19 protein-coding genes and 2 pseudogenes are annotated in these 23,691 nt (G+C 64.1%); 15 read left to right on the top strand and 6 right to left on the bottom strand.

Annotation, left to right across the window (positions count from 1 at the left end; translation table 11 throughout):
- Positions 1-138 precede the first annotated feature (138 nt).
- From ACHMW6_RS15785 to fnr, 4 genes are all read left to right on the top strand, one after another.
- Entirely contained in the window at positions 139-1,566 is a 1,428-nt protein-coding gene (locus ACHMW6_RS15785) for a hypothetical protein (RefSeq protein ID WP_395408016.1), read from the top strand.
- Between the two features lie 52 nt (positions 1,567-1,618).
- Entirely contained in the window at positions 1,619-3,049 is a 1,431-nt protein-coding gene (locus ACHMW6_RS15790; RefSeq protein WP_395408017.1) for a PAS domain S-box protein, read from the top strand.
- On the top strand, positions 3,042-3,677 hold the full coding sequence (locus ACHMW6_RS15795; RefSeq protein ID WP_395408018.1) for a response regulator: 636 nt from the start codon (positions 3,042-3,044) through the stop codon (positions 3,675-3,677). Before ACHMW6_RS15790 ends, ACHMW6_RS15795 begins: the two co-directional genes overlap by 8 nt.
- 99 nt (positions 3,678-3,776) lie before the next feature.
- The gene (gene fnr / locus ACHMW6_RS15800; protein ID WP_395408019.1) at positions 3,777-4,511 is read left to right on the top strand and encodes a fumarate/nitrate reduction transcriptional regulator Fnr; all 735 of its coding nucleotides are present in this window, start codon (positions 3,777-3,779) and stop codon (positions 4,509-4,511) included.
- On the opposite strand, the gene ACHMW6_RS15805 is transcribed toward fnr, so the two are convergent.
- Both ACHMW6_RS15805 and ACHMW6_RS15810 read right to left on the bottom strand, forming a co-directional pair.
- The gene (locus ACHMW6_RS15805) at positions 4,508-4,870 is read right to left on the bottom strand and encodes a bacteriohemerythrin (protein ID WP_395408020.1); all 363 of its coding nucleotides are present in this window, start codon (positions 4,868-4,870) and stop codon (positions 4,508-4,510) included. The genes fnr and ACHMW6_RS15805 overlap by 4 nt on opposite strands.
- Before the next feature lie 50 nt (positions 4,871-4,920).
- Positions 4,921-5,814: a LysR family transcriptional regulator gene (locus tag ACHMW6_RS15810; RefSeq protein ID WP_395408021.1), complete on the bottom strand. Its 894-nt coding sequence runs from the start codon at positions 5,812-5,814 to the stop codon at positions 4,921-4,923.
- 96 nt (positions 5,815-5,910) lie between these two features.
- On the opposite strand from ACHMW6_RS15810, the gene ACHMW6_RS15815 reads away from it, so the two are divergent.
- Positions 5,911-6,852, top strand: coding sequence for a PhzF family isomerase (locus ACHMW6_RS15815; protein ID WP_395408022.1), 942 nt, complete (start codon positions 5,911-5,913; stop codon positions 6,850-6,852).
- A gap of 75 nt (positions 6,853-6,927) precedes the next feature.
- On the opposite strand, the gene ACHMW6_RS15820 is transcribed toward ACHMW6_RS15815, so the two are convergent.
- Both ACHMW6_RS15820 and ACHMW6_RS15825 read right to left on the bottom strand, forming a co-directional pair.
- Complete coding sequence (locus tag ACHMW6_RS15820) at positions 6,928-7,398, bottom strand: DUF1854 domain-containing protein (RefSeq protein ID WP_395408023.1); 471 nt, start codon at positions 7,396-7,398, stop codon at positions 6,928-6,930.
- A pseudogene (locus ACHMW6_RS15825) lies at positions 7,385-9,671 on the bottom strand (ABC transporter ATP-binding protein). The gene ACHMW6_RS15820 and the pseudogene ACHMW6_RS15825 overlap by 14 nt, the downstream one beginning before the upstream one ends.
- Before the next feature lie 106 nt (positions 9,672-9,777).
- On the opposite strand from ACHMW6_RS15825, the gene cphA (ACHMW6_RS15830) reads away from it, so the two are divergent.
- Both cphA (ACHMW6_RS15830) and cphA (ACHMW6_RS15835) read left to right on the top strand, forming a co-directional pair.
- Entirely contained in the window at positions 9,778-11,955 is a 2,178-nt protein-coding gene (gene cphA / locus ACHMW6_RS15830; protein ID WP_395408024.1) for a cyanophycin synthetase, read from the top strand.
- A gap of 16 nt (positions 11,956-11,971) precedes the next feature.
- Entirely contained in the window at positions 11,972-14,545 is a 2,574-nt protein-coding gene (gene cphA, locus ACHMW6_RS15835) for a cyanophycin synthetase (protein WP_395408025.1), read from the top strand.
- 129 nt (positions 14,546-14,674) lie between these two features.
- Here cphA (ACHMW6_RS15835) and ACHMW6_RS15840 read toward each other — a convergent pair whose 3' ends face one another.
- Positions 14,675-15,694 carry a LacI family DNA-binding transcriptional regulator gene (locus tag ACHMW6_RS15840; RefSeq protein WP_395408026.1) on the bottom strand — a complete coding sequence of 340 codons (1,020 nt, stop codon included), beginning with the start codon at positions 15,692-15,694 and terminating at the stop codon, positions 14,675-14,677.
- Positions 15,695-15,925: 231 nt separating this feature from the next.
- Here ACHMW6_RS15840 and ACHMW6_RS15845 point away from each other — a divergent pair, with 231 nt between their 5' ends.
- From ACHMW6_RS15845 to ACHMW6_RS15880, 8 genes and pseudogenes are all read left to right on the top strand, one after another.
- Positions 15,926-17,176 carry an Hsp70 family protein gene (locus ACHMW6_RS15845; RefSeq protein WP_395408027.1) on the top strand — a complete coding sequence of 417 codons (1,251 nt, stop codon included), beginning with the start codon at positions 15,926-15,928 and terminating at the stop codon, positions 17,174-17,176.
- Between the two features lie 10 nt (positions 17,177-17,186).
- Positions 17,187-17,819, top strand: a complete 633-nt coding sequence (locus tag ACHMW6_RS15850) for a PolC-type DNA polymerase III (protein ID WP_395408028.1) — start codon at positions 17,187-17,189, stop codon at positions 17,817-17,819.
- Between the two features lie 30 nt (positions 17,820-17,849).
- Complete coding sequence (locus ACHMW6_RS15855) at positions 17,850-18,194, top strand: hypothetical protein (protein WP_395408029.1); 345 nt, start codon at positions 17,850-17,852, stop codon at positions 18,192-18,194.
- Positions 18,195-18,286: 92 nt separating this feature from the next.
- Positions 18,287-20,335, top strand: a complete 2,049-nt coding sequence (locus ACHMW6_RS15860; protein ID WP_395408031.1) for a TonB-dependent receptor — start codon at positions 18,287-18,289, stop codon at positions 20,333-20,335.
- A 31-nt stretch (positions 20,336-20,366) separates the two neighbouring features.
- A pseudogene (locus tag ACHMW6_RS15865) lies at positions 20,367-20,468 on the top strand (sel1 repeat family protein); the annotation flags it as partial.
- A 77-nt stretch (positions 20,469-20,545) separates the two neighbouring features.
- Complete coding sequence (locus tag ACHMW6_RS15870) at positions 20,546-21,313, top strand: tetratricopeptide repeat protein (protein ID WP_395408033.1); 768 nt, start codon at positions 20,546-20,548, stop codon at positions 21,311-21,313.
- A 562-nt stretch (positions 21,314-21,875) separates the two neighbouring features.
- On the top strand, positions 21,876-22,154 hold the full coding sequence (locus tag ACHMW6_RS15875; RefSeq protein ID WP_395408035.1) for a hypothetical protein: 279 nt from the start codon (positions 21,876-21,878) through the stop codon (positions 22,152-22,154).
- A gap of 137 nt (positions 22,155-22,291) precedes the next feature.
- Positions 22,292-23,329, top strand: coding sequence for a GGDEF domain-containing protein (locus ACHMW6_RS15880; protein ID WP_395408037.1), 1,038 nt, complete (start codon positions 22,292-22,294; stop codon positions 23,327-23,329).
- Here the strand turns inward: ACHMW6_RS15880 and ACHMW6_RS15885 are convergent.
- Entirely contained in the window at positions 23,326-23,679 is a 354-nt protein-coding gene (locus ACHMW6_RS15885) for a hypothetical protein (protein ID WP_395408038.1), read from the bottom strand. The two genes, ACHMW6_RS15880 and ACHMW6_RS15885, sit on opposite strands and share 4 nt — an antisense overlap.
- Positions 23,680-23,691 lie beyond the last annotated feature (12 nt).

Raw genomic sequence — 23,691 nt, forward strand, 5'->3', positions numbered from 1 at the left:
CGGTTTGCTGTTGCGCCGCCAGCATGCAGCCGCGCTAGCTCGCGACATGGATTTGCTGCTTGCGTTAATGTTGTTTCCATGAACGATACGCGCATTGAACCCAGTTTGCAGAAAGCTTTTCCAGAGCGGCCGTTCGGCTTGGACGACGCCGCCAGCGGTGTCGCGCGCGCGCCACTGGCGGCTAAGCAGGAGCCGAGCGCCGGTCGCGAGCCCGCTCCAACGGAAGCGCCCGTGCCGCCCGTCCCGCCCCCATCGCCCGTTGCGCCGACCGCCGAATCCCAGCCGTCAGCCGCGCGCCCGCCATTGTCGGCCGCCCGCGAGGAGGTCGCAGCCGGGAAAGGCCTGGACGCGCCACCATCTGGTGGCAACTCGATAGACCTGCCGCGCATGGCCAGGAGCCACCATGATGTCCCTCCGCCGGGCGCCCGCATGCCGCGCCATATTCACGAACCCAAGCCGACACTCGGAACCCTGCCTCCTGGTGGCCGCCGTGCAACATCCACGCCGCCACTAAGGGACGCAACGCAAGTAAATCCGCAGTCGCTGCGCGGGCAGCCCGACGCGACGATACGCAGACCGGATGTGCAGGCATCAGTCGCCGGTGTGGCTGGAAATGCGGGAGTATCCGGCGCGGCGGGCAGGCAGGCCGCGTCGACATTGCACACGGCGCAGAACCAAGCAGCAGCGCCAGCGGCGGCGGGCGGGACCACCGCAAAATTCGGGCGGCGCGCCGAGGATCAAGCGGCCGCTGCGGCCGGACCGGCAGCAGGTGCGGCGGTATGGTCGGCGCGCCAGGGCGGCGGCGAGAGAGTCAACGCGGGCTGGGCCACTCCCGTGGGTGCGACCTCGCATCCGGAATTCAACCCCACGCCCACTAGCATCGACGGCTGGCCCGCCGATGGCGAAGAGCCGCCGCAAGTCAATTCAAAGGTCAAGAGCCCGGTGCTGTGGGGCGTCGTGCTGCTGATCGCCGCAGCGCTGACGTGCATTGCGCTTTGGATCAAGGGCAACGTCGCAACGGAACGCGACCTGGCTGCGCTGGCCCGCATCGCGCACCTCCCGGCGATGCCGGCAGAGGTCGCGGCACCCGCCGTGGCGCCGCGCACACCGCAGACCCCGGTCCCCGCAACACAGTCCGACCAGGCAGCAGCGCAACTGCCGCCGGCCGCCGCGCCGGCCTCGCCTCCGGCGCCGCTGGGTGAAAAGGTGGGTGACGTGGCGCCGAATACTGTCGCAGCGACACCACGCACCGTCCAGCCAATCGAAGCCGGGCCGCCACCCGCAACACAGGCTGCGGCGCCGGTACGCCAGCAATCCAGGCAAGCGCCGGTGCAAGTGCGGCGCGCACCCCAGCAGCCCGCACGCAACTTCACCGGAGCCCCGCAAAGTTCAGACAATGCCATCGCGCGCATGAGCCCGCGCGCCAAGGAATACCTGTACTCGCGTGTGTTCAGGCGCTGTCCCGCACCGGGCGCGCCCGGCGCGCTGCAATGCCGCAAGCATATCTGTAACGGCGCAGAAGGACGCAGTCCTGCGTGCTACCACATCAACCGCCTCAACCTCTAGCAGCGCACCGGTTACAATCGCACCGTTAGAGTGCAATTCAACCGGACCGATATTGAAGAACCCGACCATTGCTGAACGCAGCCTGGAATGGCTGCTCACCGCAGCCACCGACGCCATGCTGATCGTCGATGCGCATGGACACGTTGTGCTGGCCAACCCCGCACTGGAACAGCTATTCGGCTACCAGCACGGCGAGTTGACGGGCAAGACGCTGGAAAACCTGATCCCCGAGCGTTTCCGCCGTGAGCACGCCGGCCTGCGCAAGAACTACTTCAGCGCGCCTCGTCCGCGCCAGATGGGCGTGGGCCTGGAATTGTTCGCCACCCGCAAGGACGGCAGCGAGTTCCCGGTCGAGGTCAGCCTGTCGCCACTGCAGGGCGACGATACGCCGTCCATGGTGATGGCCACGATCTACGACATCAGCGCCCGCAAACAGGCCGAGCGCGCGCTGCAGGACTCCGAACAGCGCATGCGCGCCGTGTTCGAAACAGCGGTGGACGCCATCATCACGATCGATGACCGCGGCGTCCTGGAACGCCTGAACCCCGCCGCCCAGCGCATGTTCGGCTACAGCGAGGACGAAGTGCGGGGCGAGAACGTGTCCATGCTGATGCCGTCGCCCCACCGCGAACGGCACGACGGCTATCTCGAACACTACCTGCGCACCGGCGAGAAGCGCATCATCGGCATCGGCCGCGAAGTGCAGGGCCAGCGCCGCGACGGCAGCGTATTCCCGATGGAGCTTTCAGTCGCTGAAATGCGGGTCAGCGGGCGCCGCATGTTCACAGGCCTGGTGCGCGATATCACGGAACGCAAGCGCATGGAAAACCGCTTGCGCGAGCTGGCCGTGCACCAGGAAAAGATCAAAGAACAGGAACGCACCCGTATCGCCCAGGAGATCCACGATGAACTTGGCGGCCTGCTGACGGGCATCAAGGCGTATATCAATGTCGCGATCGAGCGCGCCGGCGAGCAGCCCGACCCGCTGTTGCTCGATGTACAGGGCCTGGCGCAGGACGCCATCGAAACCGTGCGCCGCGTGATCACGGACTTGCGTCCCAGTGTGCTCGATCAGCTGGGCGTGTGGGCCGCGCTGGAATGGTATGCGGAGCAGGTACAGCAGCGCACTGGCCTGCATTGCAGCTGCGAGATCGCGCCTGCAGTCGCTGAACTGGAACTGGATACGGAACGCAGCACCATGCTGTTCCGGGTCGCGCAGGAGGCGCTGACCAATGTAGTACGCCACGCCGATGCCAGCGAAGTGCGCCTTTCCGCCACGCGCGACAAAGGCGCTGTGCTGCTGACGATCGCGGATAACGGCAAGGGCATCGACAAGGCCCATCTCTTGACTAAGGAATCATTTGGCATCATGGGTATGCATGAACGTACGCGCGGCTTCGGCGGCGTCCTGACAATTACCGGCACTCCTGATAATGGCACCGTGCTGCGACTTCGACTGCCTCTGGAGGGCGGCCATGGGTGACCAGATCAGCGTGCTGCTGGTGGACGATCACGCCATCGCGCGCAACGGCGTTCGGCTGATGCTGGGCACCGCGCCCGATATCAGTGTCGAGGGAGAGGCCAGCAACGCGGTGGAAGCGATGGAGCGCGTGGCCGAACGCAGCTACGATGTGGCCCTGGTCGATATCAAGATGCCAGGCAAAAATGGGCTGGACTTGCTGAAATCCCTGCGCGCCGAATATCCGCGCATGGCCGTTTTGGTGCTGAGTACCTATTCGGAAGAGATCTACGCAGTGCGCGCACTGAAGCTGGGCGCGGCCGGTTATCTGACCAAGGATGCGCCGACGGCCACGTTGATTGAGGCGGTGCGCAAGGCGGCTTGCGGTGGCAAGCATGTGAGCCCGGCGCTGCTTGAGAAACTGGCTAGCCTGGTCGGCGGCGGATCGACGGGCGACCACGAGGCCCTGTCCAACCGTGAGCTGGAAGTGTTCAAGCTGATCGCAGCCGGCGAGTCGCTGGTGCGCATCGGCGAACTGCTGCACCTGAGCCCCAACACCGTGACCACCTATCGCAGCCGGATTCTCGAAAAAATGGGCATGGCCAGCAACGCGGACATCACGCGCTACGCCCTGGAACATGGCCTGATCTGACATTGTAGGGGAACCCCTACGCCAATTGCATGGCTAGCCCGATAGCGCTGTAGGGGGATTCGGACGATACTGCTGCTGTCTATAAGAAGGAGCAGCGAAATGTCTACCCCCCAGGCCACCAAATGTTCTCTGTGCAGTTTTAACAAGCTTTGTCTGCCGCAGGGCCTGAACGACGACGACATTGCGCGCCTGGATCAGATCATCGCGCGCCGCCGCCGTGTGCCGCGCGACGAGCAGCTATATGTGGAAGGCCAGCCGTTCCACCACCTGTTCGCCGTCCGCTTCGGCCATTTCAAGACCGTGCAGGTCAGCCAGCGCGGCGAGCAGCAGATCGGCGGTTTCCACATGGCCGGCGACCTGCTGGGCATGGAAGCCATCGGCACCGGCCAGCACACCGTCAGCGCCGTGGCGCTGGAAGACAGTGAAGTCTGCGAGATTCCGTTCGCCCGCCTGCAGGAGCTGGTGATGCAGGTGCCCGTGCTGCTGCAGCACTTCCACCGCACCATGAGCCGTGAAATCCAGCGCGAGCAGTCCGTGATGCTGTTCCTGAGCCATATGCGCGCCGAGCAGCGCCTGGCGCTGTTCCTCCTCAATCTCTCCGGCCGCTATGCGCAGCGTGGCTATTCCTCGACCAGCTTCCAGCTGCGCATGTCGCGCGAGGATATCGGCGGCTACCTGGGCCTCACCGTGGAAAGCGTAAGCCGTCAGCTGGCCCGCCTGAAGTCGGACGGCCTGATCGCCCTGAATAACCGCGACCTGCGTATCCTTGACCGTTCCCGCCTCGAGGCGCTCTCCAGCGGCATGCCTGTTGCGGAAGCCGCCTGCGCGGCCTAATTCCTCAGCGCGACTGCCAGCGCTGCATCCATCGTATCCATGTGCGCCTGCAGCCATACGGCCAGCAGGCGTATGGCTTTGCGCCCGTAAGCGTGGTCTTCGGCTTGCATCGCGTGGCGCAGGCAAGCCATGATCCGCATATGCTCGGCCGTGTGCTCTTCGCGGCGTTCATATGCGCTTGCCTTCATCAAGTCATCTTCGGCGCGCAAGTCTTCTTCCAGTGCGCGCATCAGTTCCTGGGTGCCGGAGGCGAAGTCTTCATCGGACGCGTCCTGCAATTGCGCCAGCATGTAGAACAGTTCCTTGTGCGCTTCGTCCATCTCCGGGATGCCGAGCGTGGTGTCGTTTGGCGTTTTCATGGATCCAGTGTGCGCGCGGCGGGCCTTGCGCGGCCATGATCCAGATCAAGTTACCAATGCACCGCGCCGAACTGGATGGCCAAGTGGTCGATGAAAAGGCGCGTGCGGGAGGGCAGGGCGCCAGCGCCGGGCCAGACTGCGTGGATAGGCACGGGCGGCGGTTCGAAGCCGCGCAGGATGGTTTCGACGCGGCCTTCGTCGAGCATGCGCCTGATTTGCCAATAGGGGGCCATGCCGGCGCCGAGGCCATTCGCCACGGCTTCGTTGGCGGCTGACGCATCGTTGACGCTGAAGGCGCCGTGGACCTTGATGTGGCGGACTTCGCCATCGACGTTGACGGGCCATTGCTTGCGGTCGGCGCCGGTGGTGCGCAGCACGCAGGGCAGGGCTGCGAGCGACTGCGGGTGCTCGGGGCGGCCGTGCTGCTGCAGCCAGGCGGGGGATGCGAAGAAGACGCGGCGCATGTCCGCCAGCTTGCGGGCGCGCAGGGTGGAGTCGGGCAGGTCGCCAAGCCGCACGGCGAGGTCAAGCTGGTCGGCGACCAGGTCGGCCTTGCGCTCGCTGAGCGCCAATTCGACTTCGATCTGCGGCCAGCGCTGCATGAACGCTGCTGTCATGGGCGTGAGCCAGGTTGCGCCGAGCAGCGCCGGCGCGGCCACGCGCAGCTTGCCTTTGGGCGCTTCGCCGTCGTGCCGGGCGGATTCGCGGGCGGCTTCGATATCGGCCAGCACGCGGCGCATGCGCTCGGCGAAGGCCGCGCCGGCGGGCGTGGCTTGCAGGCGGCGCGTGGTGCGCTGGATCAGTTGTGCGCCCAGTTCCGCCTCCAGTTCCGCCAGCGCGCGGCTGACGGCCTGCAGCGAGCGGCCGGTACGGCGGGCGGCTTCGGTCAGCGAGCCCGCGTCCAGGATGGCGATGAAGGTGGCGTAGTCGGCCAGGTCGGTCATGATTCTCCCATTTTAAGGGAGAGTGTATCGCAGGTGGTACGGATTGTCCCGATCTCGATCAATAATTAAGCTGACATCTCTATTTCGGAGGCCAGCATGATGCTTTATCACATTGATTCCTTCACCCGAACGCCATTTCGCGGTAATCCCGCCGGTGTTGTGCTCGATGCGGACGGGCTATCGGATGCGCAGATGCAGGACATCGCGCGCGAACTGAAACATTCCGAGACGGCCTTTGTGTTGCGGCCGACGGCGGCGGATCACGATGTCTGGGTGCGCTTCTTTACGCCGACCATTGAAGTGCCGGTTTGCGGGCATGCCACGATTGCGGCGCATTACGCCTTGGCTCATGCTCGTCGTCTTCCGCCGGGCAGCGTGACCGTGCAGCGCACCGGGGCGGGCCTGCAGCGCATCCGTTCCGTACGCGAGGGCGGCGATTGGCGCATCGAGATCGAGCAGGGGCCGATCTCCTTTGGCGAGCCGCTGGATGGTGCTTGGCGGGCGCGCGCGGCTGCTGCACTGCGGCTGGCGGGCGGCGTTTCAGCCCTCGATGCGGCCCGTCCGCTGCAGGTGGTCTCCACTGGGCACTCAAAAGTGATGGTGCCCCTGCGGGACGACTATCCGCTTGATTCCTTGGCACCGGATTTGCCGGCGCTGGCTTCGCTAAGCGCGGAGTTAGGCTGCAATGGCTGGTTTCCGTTCGTGATCAGCGGCCCGCGTCGCACCGATGGGCGCATGTTTGCGCCGGCTATCGGGATTGACGAGGATCCGGTGACGGGGAATGCCAACGGGCCGTTGGGGGCTTATCTCGTGCGCCATAAGCTCATGGCGCATGATGGCGTGTCGCTGGCTTTCGAGGGGCATCAGGGACGTGCGCTGCGGCGGGAAGGTGTTGTGCATGTGCGCGTGGATATCGCCGTCGGCGCCAACGGGGACGCCGCGCCGCAGCGAGTAACTATCGCCGGCGACGCGGCCATTTTGTTCCGCGCGCCGTTCGCGGTCCGCGCCGCCAGCCCGCACGCAGCGGCGGATCGATGATCGCCGTGTGTGCCAGAGGGCCAACGGCGTGTAGGGCGGATCATTGATCCGCCGTGCTTGCAGGCCTGGGACCTATCAGAGGAACCGATCCAGAATCTTCTTGCTGTGCTTATCCATCCCAAACTGATCGCGGATCAGGAAATTGATGCCATGTGTATCCGAGATCAACAAAGACTCCGTCCCCACGCGCCGAATATCCTCCTCCCCCCGCAGCACAAACTCCGTATCGCCGCGATTGGTGCGCACCGTCCACGTGCACGGCGTGGCGTAGCTCGAAACACTCACGATAGACGTCACCTCGGGCATGAACTCCCGCCCCGCCAGCTCCTCGCGCACGAGATCCGCCTGCGCAGCCGGCAGGTCGGAAAGCTGATCGAGCCACGCAATCTCCTTGCCATCGGTATTCACCAGTGCCAGGCCCTCCTCAGGCGCCTGAATAGGAAACGCGCGCACGGGCGAAATGCTCTCGTAGACCGTGCCGGAAGCGTCGGTCAGATTCAGGCGGCCGAAGGCGTCGCGGTGGAGGCTGAAATTAATTGTCGTCATGGCGGGTCTTTGCGTTGTCATCCAGGTCGGTATCGACGTTACGTGCCTGTGCCTGATACAGGCGGTAATAGGCGCCTTCCTGCGCCATCAGCTCGTCGTGCGGGCCTTCTTCGACCACCTTGCCCTTGTCCATCACGACCAGGCGGTTGGCGCGCTGCAGGGTGGACAGGCGGTGCGCGATCGCAATCGTCGTGCGTCCGGCGACCAGGTTGTCCAGCGCCTTCTGGATTTCTTTTTCGGTTTCCGGAATCGACGGAAGCGGTAGCCTCGTCGAGGATCAGGATCCGCGGATCGATCAGCAGCGCGCGCGCAATCGAAATGCGCTGGCGTTCGCCGCCGGACAGACCCTGGCCGCGCTCGCCGACCATCGAGTCATACCCTTGCGGCAGGCGCAGGATGAAGTCATGGGCATGGGCCGCACGGGCGGCTGCCATGATCTCGGCGCGCGTTGCGTCCGGTTTGCCGTAAGCGATGTTCTCGGCGATCGTGCCGAAGAAGAGGAAAGGCTCCTGCAGCACCAGGCCGATATTGCGGCGGTAGTCGGACACGGCGAGATTGCGCACGTCCACGCCATCCAGCAGGATCGCGCCTTCGGCCACATCGTAGAAGCGGCAGATCAGGTTCACCAGCGTAGACTTGCCGGAGCCCGAGTGGCCAACCAGACCAATCATCTCGCCGGCCTTGATCTCCAGGTTCACGCCGCGGTTGACGGCGCGGTTACCGTAGCGGAAGCCCACTTCGCGCAGCGTGATATTGCCTTCCACCTTGGCCAGCTTGGCAGGCTGCACCGGTTCCGGCACGCTCGAAACGTGGTCCAGGATATCGAAGATGCGCTTGGCGGCGGAGGCGGACTTCTGCGTCACCGACACGATGCGGCTCATCGAATCCAGGCGGCCATAGAAGCGGGTCGAATAAGTGACGAACAGCGTCAGTGTACCGACGGTAATGTTGTGCTGCGAAACCTGCCAGATACCGAAGACCCAGATCACCAGGATGCCCAGTTCGGTCAGGAAGGACACGGTCGGCGAAAACAGCGACCACACCTTATTCAGCTTGTCGTTGGCGGTCAGGTTGTGCCTGTTCGCCATGCGGGAAGCGGTTCGCCTCGCGCGTCTCCTGCGCAAAGGCCTTCACAACGCGGATGCCGGGAATGGTATCGGCCAGCACATTCGTCACTTCGCCCCAAACGCGGTCGATCTTTCGAAGCCCGTGCGCAGCTTGTCGCGCACCAGGTGGATCAGCCAGGCAATGACGGGCAGCGGCGCCAGCGTAACGAAGGCCAGCCACGGATCGATGGAGAACAGGATCACGCCCGTCATGATGATCATCAGGCAGTCGGAAGCGAAATCCAGCAGGTGCAGCGACAGGAAGACGCAGATGCGGTCCGACTCGGAACCGATACGCGACATCAGGTCGCCCGTGCGCTTGCCGCCGAAATATTCCAGCGACAGGCGCAGCAAGTGTTCATAGGTGGTCGTACGCAGGTCGGCGCCAATGCGCTCGGACACCAGGGCCAGCACATAGGTCTTGCCCCAGCCCAGCACCCAGGCCAGTACGGCGGAAGCGGTCAGGCCCAGCATATACATCGTCACCAGCTTCACATCGACCGGCTTGCCGCTCTGGTAGGGAATGAGCACATTGTCCATCAGCGGCATGCTCAGATAGGGCGGGATCATGTGCGCACCGGTGGACATCAGCATCAGCGCGAAGCCCAGGCCCAGCGACCAGCGGTAAGGTTTGGCGAAACGCCACAAGCGGAACAGAGTCCAGGTCGAAGGTGGTGTATAAACAACCTTGGTGCAGACGGGGCATTCTTCCTGGTCCGGTTCCAGCGGCGCCTTGCAGGTGGGGCAGGAGTGGTCGTCTTCCTTCTCGACCGGCCTGCCGGTCACGTGTGCTTCCACCAGCTTGGCGAAAGCCTCGGACAGGCGGATGGCCAGCAGGTTCTGGCCCAGCGTGAAGCGCCAGGAAACCAGGCGGCGCGTATCGTCCAGCAGTTCCAGGTGGCCCACACCGGCGTGGTCGTGAAGTTTTAGAATCATTCCACGGTGGTAGGTCCAGTCATGCCATACCGTTTCACCCGGAGCGCGTGCCATAATGCGCCGCTCTGTGAGAATGACCAGGCCTTTGTTGAAATGCAGGTGCGCATCGAGGTCAACCTCAAGAGCGTTCAGAACGTTTTCCCCAGAGGAAAGCTGCAACTGAGCTTCTGAGCGCCACACTTCCGGCAGTTCAGTCAAACTCAGTTCAGGGGAAAGTTGGTTTGTTATCATTATGAGACTTGCTCCATGCGATCCCTTTGCCAAGTGGCAAGAATCGCTAAACAGTGGGAAAATAGTGGACGGCGGAGTATACCGCAAGAGGTAGTAGAGCAAAAACATGACAAAAAAGAAAGATATTGAGTTTCTCCGCGTTACACACCTGCGTGGTCCGAACATCTGGACCTACCGGCCTGTGATCGAAACCTGGCTGGATATTGGCGAGCTTGAAAACCATCCTTCCAATAAACTCCCCGGCTTCTATGAGCGCTTGACGGGCCTGCTCCCAGGCCTGATGGAACACCGCTGCGGTGTTGGCGAACGCGGCGGCTTCCTCGAGCGTCTGCGCGACGGCACCTACGTCGGCCACGTGCTGGAGCACGTCGTGCTGGAACTGCAAAACCTGGCCGGCATGCGCACCGGCTTCGGCAAGACCCGCCAGACGGCTGAGGGCAGCGGCATCTACAAGATGGCATTCCGCACCCGTCAGGAACAGGTTGGCCGCGCCGCACTGGCCGCCGGCAAGGACCTGATGATGGCTGCCATCGAGGACAAGCCCTACGACCTCGCCGCGACCGTTGCCAGGCTGACCGATATGGTGGAATCGCTCTGCCTCGGCCCGAGCACCAGCAACATCGTCGATGCCGCCACCGACCGCAAGATTCCGCATATCCGGCTGACCGATGGTAATCTCGTTCAATTGGGCCACGGCGCACGCCAGCGCCGCATCTGGACCGCGGAAACCGATTTTACCTCCGCCATCGCGGAAGGCATCGCGTCCGACAAGGACATGACCAAGGACTTGCTGAAGTCCGCCGGCGTGCCTGTGCCGGAAGGCGCCCTGGTCAAGAGCGCCGACGAAGCCTGGGAAGAAGCCCAGGATATCGGCCTGCCGGTCGCCGTGAAGCCGTATGACGGCAACCACGGCCGCGGCGTGTCGCTGAACCTGATGACCGAAGCCGATGTGAAGATGGCCTACGATATCGCGGTCAAGCGCGGCGGCAGCCAGAGCGTGATCGTCGAGCGCTTTGTGCTCGGCAATGAACATCGCCTGCTGGTTGTCGGTCGCCGCGTGGTGGCTGCCTCGATGGGCGAATCGCTGTGGGTTACCGGCGACGGCAAGCTGAATGTGCAGGAACTGGTCGATTCGCAGATCAACACCGACCCGCGCCGCGGCACCACCGAAGAATTCCCGCTGAATATCGTGCAGCCGCGCGAGTCCGAAGAAGTGCTGCTGGACTTGCAGCGCCAGGGCCTGACGCCGGACTCCGTGCCGGATGCCGGCCGCAAGGTGCTGATCCAGCTGAACGGCAACGTGGCCAACGACGTCACCGACAATGTGCATCCGGCCGTGGCCGAAATGGCTGCGCTGGCCGCCCGCGTGGTGGGCCTGGACATTGCCGGCATCGACCTCGTGGCGCAGGATATTTCCCGTCCGCTGGAAGAGCAGGGCGGCGCCATCATCGAAGTGAACGCCAGCCCGGGCCTGCTGGCTCACCTGAAGCCCGCTCCGGGCGGCAAGGTGCGCAATGTGGGCGCGGCCATCGTGGACCAGCTGTTTGCGGCGGAAGAAGACGGCCGCATTCCGATCATCGGCGTCTCCGGCAGCCGCCACACTGCGCTCATCGCGCGCCTGACTTCCTGGCTGCTGCAGATGAGCGGCCGCTATGTGGGTACGGCCTGCGAAGAAGGCGTCTACCTGAACGGCCGCCATGTGGCGCGCGGCCCGCTGAGCGAATGGGAATCCGGCCAGCGCCTGCTGCTGAACAAGAATGTGGAGTCGGCGGTGTTCGCCAATGGCAACCGCATGATCCTGACCGACGGCTTCTCCTACGACAAGTGCAGCATTGGCGTGGTGACCGACGCCGGTGGCCATGAAGACCTCGGCGAGTTCTACATCAACGATCCGGAACAGATGCGCACCGTGCTGCGTACCCAGGTCGATGTGGTGCTGCCGGAAGGCTATGCGGTGCTGAACGCGTCCGACGCAGTGGTGGCTGACCTGGCCGAACTGTGCGACGGCGATGTGATCTTCTACGGCCTGGATGCCGAAGTGCCGGCGCTGGCCGCGCACCGCGAAGATGGCGAGCGCGCCGTCTTCATGAGCGCGAAGGGCTTCGTGATGGCGCAAGGCATGGATGAATTCGCGGTGCTGCCGCTGTCCTGCCTGCCGAAGGGCCATGCGAACAGCCAGGAGGCCGTGCTGGCCGCGATCGGCGCCGGCTGGGCCATGGGCCTGTCGCCGGACCTGATCGGCGCGGCGCTGCGCACCTTCGAGTGGAACACCAAGAAAAACTGAACAGGAACACCGTTAAATGGAAGTCATTCGCCTCCGCGCCCTGCGCGGTCCCGATCTGTGGAGCCATCACACCGCTGTTGAAGCCATCGTGTCCTGCCCGCCGGAAGATCGTGCGGTGGACAAGATCGCCGGCTTCGAGGTGCGCCTGCGCAAGCGCTTCCCGCGCCTTGGCCAGCTGCAGCCGGACGGCCATGCGGACGCCATCCCGATGGCCCACGTGCTGGAACTGGCAACGCTCGGCCTGCAGGCCGAGGCAGGCTGCCCGGTGACTTTCAGCCGTACCACGCAGACGGTGGAAGAGGGCATCTACCAGATGGTGGTCGAGTACACCGAGGAAGCTGTCGGCCGCCTGGCCGTGGAGCTGGCGGAAAAACTGATCAAGTCCGCGCTGGACGATACGCCTTTCGACCTGGCCGCCGCGCTGAATGAACTGCGCGACCTGGATGAGGATGTGCGCCTTGGCCCGTCCACCGGCGCCATCGTGTATGCCGGCGTGGCGCGCAAGATCCCGTTCCGCCGCATGACGGAAGGCTCGATGGTGAGTTTCGGCTGGGGCAGCAAGCAGCGCCGCATCCAGGCTGCCGAAATGGATTCCACCAGCGCCATCGCTGAATCGATCGCGCAGGACAAGGAACTGACCAAGAAGCTGCTGGACGCCGCCGGCGTGCCGGTGCCGACCGGCCGCTCCGTGGAAAGCGCGGAGGATGCATGGGCCGCCGCCCAGGAAATCGGCCTGCCTGTCGTGATCAAGCCGAAGGACGGCAACCAGGGCAAGGGTGTTACCGTCAATGTGACGACGCGCGAACAGACCATTGCCGCCTTCAACGCGGCCCGTGAATTCCGCGACGATATCCTGGTCGAACGCTTCCTCGCCGGCCACGATTTCCGTCTGCTGGTGATCGGCAACAAGCTGGTGGCGGCCGCTCGCCGCGACCCGCCCCATGTGGTGGGCGACGGCGTGCACTCGGTGCGCGAACTGGTGGACATCGTCAACGCTGATCCGCGCCGCGGCACCGGCCACGCAACGTCGCTGACCAAGATCCGTTTCGATGACATCGCCCTGGCGCGCCTGGCCCTGCAAGGCCTGGCTGCCGATTCCGTGCCTCCGCACGGCCAGCGTGTGATCCTGCGTAACAACGCCAACCTGTCGACCGGCGGTACCGCGACCGACGTCACCGACGACGTGCACCCTGAAGTGGCTGCGCGCGCGGTCGAAGCGGCGCAGATGATCGGCCTCGATATCTGCGGTGTGGACGTGGTGTGCGATTCCGTGCTGCGTCCTATCGAAGACCAGAATGGCGGCGTGGTGGAAGTGAATGCCGCACCCGGCCTGCGCATGCACCTGTCGCCTTCCTACGGCAAGGGCCGTCCGATCGGCGAGGCAATCATCAACGCCATGTTCCCTGAGGGTGAAGATGGCCGCATTCCAGTCGTTGCGGTGACCGGCACCAATGGCAAGACCACCACCGTGCGCCTGACTGCGCACCTGATCGCGGCGTCCGGCCTGCGCGTGGGCATGACCAATACCGATGGCGTGTACGTGAACGGCCGCCAGATCGATTCCGGCGACTGCTCCGGTCCGCGCTCCGCACGCAATGTACTGACGCACCCGGACGTGGATGCTGCCGTGTTCGAAACCGCCCGCGGCGGTATCCTGCGCGAAGGCCTGGCCTTCGACCGCTGCAAGGTCGCCGTCGTGACCAATATCGGCGCGGGCGACCACCTGGGCTTGAACTACATCACCACCGTGGAAGACCTGGCGGTGCTGAAGCGTGTGATCGTGCAGAATGTGGACGAGAACGGCGTCGCCGTGCTGAATGCCTGCGATCCTATCGTCGCGGCCATGGCCAACAAGTGCCGCGGCAAGGTGACCTTCTTCGGCGCCGACCGCTACCACCCGATCGTCGCAACCCACAAGGCGCAGGGGCGCCGCGTGGTGTATGTGGAAGACGGCCAACTTGTGGCCGCTGAGGGCAAGTTCGAGCAGCGCATCCCGCTGGCGGACGTGCCGATCACCTTCAATGGCACCATCGGCTTCCAGGTCGAGAACACCATGGCTTCGGTGGCGGCAGCGTGGGCTGCGGGCATTGACTGGGACTCTATCCGCAAGGGCCTGCGCACCTTCACCACCGACAGCCACAATGCGCCGGGCCGCTTCAACATCTTCAGCTATCGCGGCGCCACCGTGATCGCCGACTATGGCCACAATCCGGATGCCATGCTGGCACTGGTGCAGGCGGTTGAAGCCATGCCTGCCGCCGGTTCCCGCTCCGTGGTGATCTCCGGCGCCGGCGACCGCCGCGACGAAGATATCCGCCAGCAGACGGAAATCCTCGGCAAGTCCTTCGACTCCGTGATCCTGTACCAGGACGCCTGCCAGCGCGGCCGCGCTGACGGCGAAGTGGTCGCGCTTCTGCGCCAGGGCCTGGAAGGCGCCACCCGCACCAAGCAGATCGATCAGATTACCGGGGAATTCGTCGCCATCGACACGGCCATGGATCGGCTGAAAGAGGGTGATCTGTGCCTGATCCTGGTCGATCAGGTGGAAGCGTCCCTGGCCCACATCGACGAGCGTATCGCGGCCGGCTGATTTTCACCGGCGTCGGCGTCGACGCAGACACGGCGGATCAATGATCCGCCCTACGCGTCGGTGTCTTGCTTGGATACGCCTATGGCGTGTAGGGCGGATCATTGATCCGCCGTGCGTGCTCAGTCGCGGTCAGGCGACGAGGAAATCGGCCTCAATGCGGGAAAGACGAGCAGTGTCGCCGTCGACGAACTGCGGCAGGAAGATGCGTGACTCGTGCGGCGCTTCGCCCTCGGATTCAATCTGTGTGGACAGCAGATCGGCCGCCGCAAGCGCCATCTTCTGCATAGGCTGACGCAGGGTGGTCAGGCGGTAGCTGGCCCAGTTCGAAGGTTCGACCGCGTCGAAGCCGACCACGGACATCCGCCCAGGCACATCAATCCCCAGCTCATGCCGCGCGCAATCGAGTGCGCCAATCGCCATCACATCGTTGCAGCAAATCAGAGCGTCGGGCGCCTTGCCGAGGCGGGAAACCAGTTCGCGCAGGCCGCGCGCGCCGCTGGCGTAATCGAATTGTCCGGTGACGATGCAGGGCTCCGGCAAGCCCAGCTCGCGCAGGCACTCGATGGCGCCGTGCAGGCGTTCACGTCCCACGCTTGAATCGACGGGCCCGGCGATCACTCCGAACTGGCGATGTCCTGCTGCGGCGAGGCGGGAGGCGAGCATGCGCCCGCCCTCGTGCTGGTCACATACGACGCAGCTCACGCCCTGGTCGGCCGGCTTGCGGTTGAAGGCGACCACCGGCACGCGCCGGCGTGCGAATTCGGCCACCTGGGGGGCGCTGAGGCTGGCCGCAGCGATCACGCCGTCCACCTGGTATTGCCACACATCCGCCAGCACCTCTTCGAAATCGGACTCCTGCTGCATCGTGAACAGCAGCACACGTTTGCCGCGGCGGTTCAGTTGCTGGCTTAATTCGGAGAGGGCCTCCGGATAGTAGAGGTTGGCGACATTGGAGATCAGCACAGCGACCATATTCGAGCGCCGCGTAATCAGGCTGCGCGCGGCCGCATTTGGAATATAGTCGAGGCTTTCGGCGGCCTTCATCACCCGTGCATATGTATCGCGCGAAACACTGGCGCCCGGCTTGAAACAGCGCGACACTGCAGACTGCGACACCCCGGCCAGCAGCGCTACGTCATAGGACGTCACGCGGCGTCCATCACGCAGGAGAGCGGCTTTATGGTCCGCTGGGCTGAGCGCTGGTGGTGGTTTGGTTTTGCGCATCAATGGGCCTGCCTTTCCGGCATGTTGTCTTCTGTAAATAGATGTTTCGAGAATAACTGACAACTTACCACATGGCAATTTATTTCCCGGTTTTCAGCGCCATACTGTCGCGCGGGTGCTAAAATATCGCCCCTTTACCCAAACGGACGGACTTCCATGGCCAATGCATGCGGTGTCGACTTCGGCACATCGAACTCCACTGTAGGCTGGGTCCGTCCTGGCGAAGCGCCGATGCTGCCGCTGGAAGACGGCAAGGTCACGCTGCCGTCCGTGGTCTTCTTCAATGTGGACGACGATGAAGTCAGCTACGGCCGCGCGGCGCTGGCCGAGTACCTGGCCGGCTACGAAGGCCGCCTGATGCGCTCGATGAAGAGTCTGCTGGGCACAAGCCTGATGGAGGGCCAGACCGAAGTTGGCGGCCGCGCGCTGCCGTTCAAGATGCTGCTGTCCCAGTTCATCGGCGAACTGAAGCACCGCGCCGAAACGGCGGCGGGGCGCAAATTCGAGTCCGTGGTGCTGGGCCGCCCGGTGCATTTCATCGATGACAATGCCGCCGCTGACCAGACTGCGGAAGATACGCTGGCCGGAATCGCCCGCAGCGTCGGTTTCCGCAATATCGCTTTCCAGTACGAGCCGATTGCCGCCGCATTCGATTACGAGTCCCAGATCGACCACGAGGAACTGGTGCTGATCGCCGACATCGGCGGTGGTACTTCGGACTTCTCGCTGGTGCGCCTGTCCCCGGAACGCGCCAGACACGTGGAGCGCCTGGGCGACATTCTCGCCACCGGCGGTGTGCACATTGGCGGCACGGACTTCGACAAGTACCTGAGCCTGACCTCCGTGATGCCGCTGCTCGGCTACGGCTCGCAGCTGCAAGGCGGCGCCGAGATCCCGTCCAGCTACTACTTCAACCTGGCGACCTGGCACACGATCAACCAGGCCTACACCAAGAAGATGCAGGCGCAATTGGGCGAGCTGGTGCGCGACGCGCGCGAGCAGGACAAGCTGCTGCGCCTGCAGAACCTGATCGAAGACCGCGCCGGCCACTGGCTGGCGATCCAGGTGGAGGAGGGCAAGATCGGACTGTCCGATGCGGAAACCGTGCAGCTCAACCTGGACCGACTGCATCCGCCGCTCACGCTCGACCTGCAGCGCGCCTTGTTCGATCAGGCCATCGGCCACCTGGTCGGCTCCATCGAGCAGACCGTGAACCAGCTGCTGGCCGACGCGGGCCTGCGCGCGGAGCAGATCGACACGGTCTTCTTCACCGGCGGTTCAAGCGGCGTGAAGCTGCTGCGCGAGCGTATTGCGGCCCTGGTGCCTGGCGCGCGCAAGGTGGAAGGCGACCTGTTTGGCAGCATCGGCGCCGGCCTCGCGCTGGACGCAGTCCGTAAATTCGGTTGAGGAGCAAAGCATGCTGTCCAAACCCATTGTCATGCTCGACTTCGAAACCACCGGCCTTTCGCCTGTCATGGGCGACCGCATCACCGAAGTCGCCGCGCTGCGCATCGAAGGCGGGCGCGTGACCGAACGCTATGTGTCGCTGGTAAATTGCGGCGTGCGCATCCCGGCCTTCATCACCGGCCTTACCGGCATCACGCAGCAGATGGTCGATAGCGCGCCGCCCGCTTCCGAAGTGGTGCCGCGGCTGCTGGACTTCATCGGCGCCGACCCGCTGTCCGCCCACAACGCCAGCTTCGACGAGAAGTTCCTGCGTGCCGAAGCCGAACGCGTTGGCCGCGAACCGGGGCACATCGGTAGCATCTGCTCACTGAAGCTGTCGCGCCGCGTGTTTCCGGAGCTGGGCAGCTACAAGCTTGGCCAGTTGAGTGGACGGCTGGGCATCCAATTCCGCAGCGCCGCCCACCGCGCCGAGGCCGACGCCGAGGTGGCCGCCGAAGTGCTGCTGCATATCGGCCGCCATATCGCGTCGAAGTACGGCATCGCGGAAGTGGGTCCGGAGCTGCTGCTGGGCGTGAACAAACTGGCGGCGGCGAAGGTGCCCGCCTGGCTGGAGAAACAATGCGCTACACAGGCAAACTTGTGACAACTGTAAAAACATGCTTACAATAGCGGGATGAAGTTACGCCGCAACATCGTTTATGCATTGCTCTCGCTTCTGCTGGTGCTCTCCCAGCAGTTGGGGATCATGCACGCGGTGTCGCACATCTCCGCCTATCGCGAAGGTACCGAGCAGCTGGCGGACCGCGACGACTCCTCCAGTTCGAGCCGCGGCGCCGCGCTGGATCATAATTGCAGCCAGTGCCTGGCCTTTGCCCAGCTGGCGAACGCGCTCGACACACCATCCTTCACCTTCCCGACGATGGAGCACAAGGCTCCCGTCGTCGCCATTGCAGAAGTGCCGCAGGCTTGCCAGCGCACTGTCTGCGTCTTCAATTCCCGCGCTCCACCCCAAGCCTGACAGCTGTAGTCCGTAATCCCGCGTTTGCCGGAGCGTTCGCGCTCGTCCGGTTCGCGCAGCCTGTCCATTCAAAATTCGCTTGAGGTATTTGCATGAAGATTCAACGCACGCTGCTGGCCAGCGCCGTACTGTCCGCCATTTCCGCGCTGGCCCACGCCAGCGATGCCACCGACGCCGCCGATGCCGATGTCCAGAAGGTCGTCGTCACGGCCAGTGCTTTCCGTTCCAACGAGGGCGACCAGATCCTGGCGCCCGCCAAGGTGCTCACCGGCGATGAGCTGCGCGACAAGGTCGGCAACTCGCTGGGCGAGACGCTGTCGCAGGAACTGGGCGTCTCAACCTCCGCCTTTGGCGCAGGCGCTTCGCGTCCCATCATCCGCGGCATGGAAGGCTCGCGGGTGAAGATGATGGAAAACGGCATGGCCGTCTCGGATGTATCCGGCCTGTCCAACGATCACGCCGTTGCGGCGGAAGGCGCCGTGGCGCAGCAGATCGAAATCCTGCGCGGTCCTGCGGCCCTGCTGTATGGTTCGGGCGCGATTGGCGGCCTGGTGAACGTGGTCAACGAGCGCATTCCCACCGCGCTGGAACCGAAGCTGACCGGCCAGGCGGAAACCCGCTACAGCACGGTGGATGAGGGCCGCAGCGCATCCGGTACGCTGGATGGCGCGGTTGGCAAGTTTGCGCTGCACGCGGATGGCAGTATCCGCTACACCAGCGATTACAAGATTCCCGGCTACCGTGTCGAAAACGAGCCCGACTCGGGCGACGGGCGCCTGCCGCATTCGGCTACACGCTCGAAGAGCGCTGGTGTCGGCACGTCTTACATCGACGACTGGGGTTACGCGGGCTTTTCCGTCTCCACGCTGAAGAACGTGTACGGCATCCCCAGCGACGAGGGCTCGAAGATCGACCAGAAGCAGACCCGCTACGACTTCGACTCCCTGATCAAGGAACCCCTCACCGGTTTCGAGTCGGTGCGCCTGAAAGCCGGCTACACCGACTACAAGCACGCGGAACTGGGTGACGATGATGTGCCGGTGACGAAATTCACCAACCGCGCGCTGGAAACCCGCATCGAACTGGCACACAAGCCGCTGTTCGGCTGGCACGGCACCTTCGGCATGCAGACCGAAAATACCCACTTCTCCGCGCTGAGCGCCGATGGCGGTCCGGACACCGTGCCGGTCACGCATTCGACCTCGCACGCCGGCTTCATCGTCGAAGAAAGGGATTTCGGTCCCGTGCGCGTGAACGCGGGCGCGCGCTTCGAGAACGTGAAGCGTGAGCCGATCAGCGGCGTCGATCGGACCTTCGACCTGAAATCCGGCTCGGTGGGCGCGATGTGGCGCTTCATGCCCAGCTACGCGGTGGGCGCCACGTTCTCGCGCGCCGAACGTGCGCCGGCAACGGAGGAGCTGTATTCCGGCGGCCCGCACGACGCCACCGTCACCTTCGACGTGGGCGATCCCAACCTGCGCAAGGAAACCTCGAACAATATCGAGCTGAATCTGCAGAAGAACACGGGCCTGGTGCAGTGGAAGGTCAATGTGTTCCGCAACAGCGTGAAGAACTTCATCTACGGCCACATCACCGACCGCATGCTGGACGATGCGGGTGAACCGGGCGGCGAGTTCCGCGAGCGCTTGTTCCAGCAGGCAAACGCCACGATCCGCGGCGCGGAAGCCGAGATCGAATACAACCCGCATAACAACGGCTGGACGGGCCGCCTGTTCGCGGACACTTCGCGCGGCAAGTTCGATGACGACGGCAGCCTGCCGCTGCAGCCGGCTACGCGCTTCGGCGCCAGCGCCGGCTACAAGACGGAAGTGTGGCGCGCCGGGGTCTCGCTGACCCACGCCCAGTCGCAGGATCGCCTGGCGGTGTGGGAAACTTCGTCGACCGGCTCCTACAACCAGCTGAACGCGAACTTCAGCTATCGCCAGAAGCTGGCCGACTATGACCTGACCTGGTTCCTGATCGGCAAGAACCTGCTTAATGAAGACATTCGTGTCTCGACTTCGCTGCTGAAGGAGTATTTCGCCGCTGGCTGGCCGCAGCCTTGCGTTCGGCGTGCGCGCGAAGTTCTGAAACCATTGATTCTGCTCAAAGGCCGCACTGACTTCAAAATTAAACTTTAGATAACGGTTTGTTGTCTGAAGGGAGGCGGCCATGAGTGCATATTCGTGGTTCCTGGCAGCAGCGGAACGCGGCGATCCCTACGCCCAGTTCAACCTGGCCCTGTGCTTCAAGAAAGGGCAGGGAGTCGAGCGCGATGAACGCAAGGCATTCTCGTGGATGCGCCGCGCCGCTCAGCAAGGCATCGCCTTTGCACAGAACCATCTGGCGCCATGTATTTCAACGGCAGCGGTACCCGCCGCAACGACACGGAAGCCTTGCGCTGGTTTCGCTGCGCGGCGCGCCAGGGCGAGGCGTCGGCCCAGCAGAACCTGGGCCAGATGTACCGCAAGGGCCGCGGCGTGCCGCGGGATGATGGCGTGGCGGTTGCCTGGTTTTGCCGTGCAGCGGAACAGGGCGTGCCCGCTGCGCAATCGCTGCTGGGTGAGGCCTATCTCACCGGCACCGGCGTGCGGCGCAACTGCCAGCTGGCTGTTGGCTGGCTGCGCAAGGCAGCGGTGCAAGGCGAGGCGGCGGCCCAGTACCTGCTGGGGACCATGTACGCCAATGGCACCGGCGTCACGCGCGACCCGTCACAGGCGATGGCCTGGTATCGGTTGGCTGCGGAGCAGGGCGCGCCCAATGCGCAGTTCAGCGTGGGCGTGCTGTATGCGAACGGCGAAGGCGTGGCGAAGGATGATGCGGCCGCCGTGGCCTGGTACCGCAGCGCTGCGGAACAGGGCGACGCCAGCGCCCAGAACAATCTCGGCGTGATGTATGCCAACGGCCAGGGTGTGGGGCAGGACGATGCGGAAGCCGTGCGCTGGTACCGGAAGGCTGCCGAGCAGGGCCACGCCCTGGCGCAATACAACCTTGGTAGCATGTATGGCAGCGGACGCGGCGTGCGGCGCGACCCCGCCCGCTCCCGCATGTGGATCGCGCGCGCCGCTCAAGCCGGCGACGGGAGCGCCCGCCTGTGGCGCGTACAAGGACCCCGCTGAGGCTACGCGGGAGCGCCTGCGCCTGCGTCCGCGCGGCTGACAATGTCTTGCACGCGGCGCCTTCCCATCATGCACAGTACCGTCAGTCCCGCCAGCGTCATCCCAGAGCCGGCCCGGCTCCGGCACGGCCAGCGTTTCGTGCAGTTCGGCTGTTGATTGCCAGCTAAAGTCCACGGTTTCATCGCTGCGGTTATAGAGGGTGAGCGAAAACCATTCGTCCAGCGCTGTCGGCCCGCCCTGCAGGCCGAAGCTGCGCTGGTAGGTGGCCGTGCCGGCATTGCTGCTGGTCAGCAGCGTTGAGAAATCGGCGGAAATTTCGTTGCTGAAGTGGTTGATCTGGTTGCTGATCTGGGTGCCGACCAGATGGCCGAAAATGGTGAGCCCGGTGTTAGGCGTGACGCGCAGCGTCGTGTTCACCTCATATGAAGCCTCGAACAGTTCGTATGGTGTATGCGGATTGTCGATCTTCAGTTCAGCCGTGAGATTGCCCAGGTAGGAGTGACTTTCGATGTGGGCAAGGGCATCCCAAGGGTACTGTACTCCATCCGCGCTGAAGTAGAAGATGTCGGAGCCGGTCCGGCTTTCGCTGGCGTTGTGCAGCACATTGTCGGGCGAAGTGAAGCTGGCTTCGAAATGGCTGCTGCCGCCCCTGACCGACGCGGCGGCGGTGCCTCCGTCTGCGGAGAGTGAAAACGGCTGCAGGCGCAGGTCGGTGAGGTTCAGTTTCATATCGACCGTGCCGGGCCGTGGTAATTGTGCAGTCGCGGCGAAGCTCAGCGTGCAGGCCAGCGTGGCGAATGCGAAGCGGGAGGCTTTCATGATGGTCTCCAGAAGTGGTTAAAGGCCACTAGTTCAGGGTAGTCGCCGCGCCGCGCGCACAAATGCACACATCCTCACCGGCGGCTATATTTACCTGCAATTTGATGTGCATCAAATTGCGAGGATGACGGAACTGCCACAGCTTCGTAAATTGTCTGCATGGACCAGGAACTCGATGCTCGCCATGCGAAACAGTTACAGCACCTCTTTCCGGTGCTCGGGCCGCAATTCAGCCTGGCTATCCTGCTGTTCAGCATCTGGGATTTCTGGCGCGACCCCGCCAATGCGGGCGATGCGCTGTTGATCCGTTGCCTGCTGGTGGCGCTGGGCGCGCTGGTCTACCTGCCTCCCGCCGCGCGCTTGCCGCCGCTCTACCGTTGCGGATTCCTGTTCGTTACGCACATCTGCGCGCTGATCCTTGCTGAATTCATGCTGCGCGATGGCTTCCTGTACGGCCTGGCGGGCATCACGTCCTGCCTGTTCCTCGTTTCCGTGATGACGTTGCAGTTGCGCGCTTTCCTGGCAATCGTTGCCGTGCCCACTGTGCTGCTTGTGGTGCTGACCGTGCAGCGCATGCCGCTGGCGGAAACGGTGAACCAGCTGATGCTGTACGCCTTCGCCATCGCGCTGGCGCTCGCCCTGATGTTTGTGATCCGGTCCTTCGCGCTGCAGACATTGCAGCTGGAGGCTCAGCTCCTCAAGTCCGCGCGGCACGACGGCCTCACGGGCGTCTGCAACCGCGCCTACCTGTTCGAGCAGGCGGAAAACGCGGTAGCGTTGGCCCGGCGCCATCGCCGTCCGCTTGCCGTGGCCATGCTTGATATCGACCACTTCAAGAGAGTGAACGACACCTACGGCCATGCGGTCGGCGACAGCGTGATCCGGGCGCTGGCCGATACCTGCATGTCCGAGCTGCGGACCAATGACCGCTTCGGCCGCATCGGCGGCGAGGAGTTCGTGTGCGTGATGCCGGAAACGGACGAAGCCGAGGCGCTGCAATGCGCCGAGCGGCTGCGCAACCGTATTGGCGCGCTGGCGGTCGAAACGTCTGCAGGTCCACTCAGCTTCACGGTCAGCGTCGGAGTGGCGATGCTGAGGCAAGGCTGCGACAACTGGCCGGAGCTGCTGCACGCGGCCGATTGCGCACTGTACGGCGCAAAAGGCGCGGGACGCGACCGGGTCGTGCTGGCGGCCTAGGAACGAACGGTCATTGCCGCGTCCACGCTATGTTTGATGATGGAGGCGCAGGCATGGATGCCAAGGCGTTCCTGCTTGTCCAGCGCCGGCGTCAGGCGCTGCACAATGCCTTGCCTGTCCACGACCACCGGCAGGGACAAGGCCACATCGGGCACACCCTCGACTTCGGGCGCGACCGAACAGGCGGTAAGCACCAGTCGTTCATCCTGCAGGATGCAGCGCACCAGTGTGGCAATGGCGGCGCCGATGCCGAAATAGGTCGCACCCTTGCCGGCGATGATGCGCTGCGCCGCCTGCCGTACCGCCAGGTCCACTTCGGCGGTGGCATGCTCGTCAATTCGATGCCGCATCGGGCGGCGCAT

The organism is Pseudoduganella sp. UC29_106 (assembly GCF_044055365.1).
GTDB lineage: Bacteria > Pseudomonadota > Gammaproteobacteria > Burkholderiales > Burkholderiaceae_D > Rugamonas.

Excerpts from the sequence above, each read along its gene's own strand:
- ACHMW6_RS15795 (WP_395408018.1), top strand. The coding sequence starts at position 3,042 with ATGGGTGACCAGATCAGCGTGCTGCTGGTGGACGATCACGCCATCGCG.
- fnr (WP_395408019.1), top strand. The coding sequence starts at position 3,777 with ATGTCTACCCCCCAGGCCACCAAATGTTCTCTGTGCAGTTTTAACAAG.
- ACHMW6_RS15805 (WP_395408020.1), bottom strand. The coding sequence starts at position 4,870 with ATGAAAACGCCAAACGACACCACGCTCGGCATCCCGGAGATGGACGAA.
- ACHMW6_RS15810 (WP_395408021.1), bottom strand. The coding sequence starts at position 5,814 with ATGACCGACCTGGCCGACTACGCCACCTTCATCGCCATCCTGGACGCG.
- ACHMW6_RS15815 (WP_395408022.1), top strand. The coding sequence starts at position 5,911 with ATGATGCTTTATCACATTGATTCCTTCACCCGAACGCCATTTCGCGGT.
- ACHMW6_RS15820 (WP_395408023.1), bottom strand. The coding sequence starts at position 7,398 with ATGACGACAATTAATTTCAGCCTCCACCGCGACGCCTTCGGCCGCCTG.
- cphA (WP_395408024.1), top strand. The coding sequence starts at position 9,778 with ATGACAAAAAAGAAAGATATTGAGTTTCTCCGCGTTACACACCTGCGT.
- cphA (WP_395408025.1), top strand. The coding sequence starts at position 11,972 with ATGGAAGTCATTCGCCTCCGCGCCCTGCGCGGTCCCGATCTGTGGAGC.
- ACHMW6_RS15845 (WP_395408027.1), top strand. The coding sequence starts at position 15,926 with ATGGCCAATGCATGCGGTGTCGACTTCGGCACATCGAACTCCACTGTA.
- ACHMW6_RS15850 (WP_395408028.1), top strand. The coding sequence starts at position 17,187 with ATGCTGTCCAAACCCATTGTCATGCTCGACTTCGAAACCACCGGCCTT.
- ACHMW6_RS15855 (WP_395408029.1), top strand. The coding sequence starts at position 17,850 with ATGAAGTTACGCCGCAACATCGTTTATGCATTGCTCTCGCTTCTGCTG.
- ACHMW6_RS15860 (WP_395408031.1), top strand. The coding sequence starts at position 18,287 with ATGAAGATTCAACGCACGCTGCTGGCCAGCGCCGTACTGTCCGCCATT.
- ACHMW6_RS15870 (WP_395408033.1), top strand. The coding sequence starts at position 20,546 with ATGTATTTCAACGGCAGCGGTACCCGCCGCAACGACACGGAAGCCTTG.
- ACHMW6_RS15875 (WP_395408035.1), top strand. The coding sequence starts at position 21,876 with ATGTCGGAGCCGGTCCGGCTTTCGCTGGCGTTGTGCAGCACATTGTCG.
- ACHMW6_RS15880 (WP_395408037.1), top strand. The coding sequence starts at position 22,292 with ATGGACCAGGAACTCGATGCTCGCCATGCGAAACAGTTACAGCACCTC.
- ACHMW6_RS15885 (WP_395408038.1), bottom strand. The coding sequence starts at position 23,679 with ATGCGGCATCGAATTGACGAGCATGCCACCGCCGAAGTGGACCTGGCG.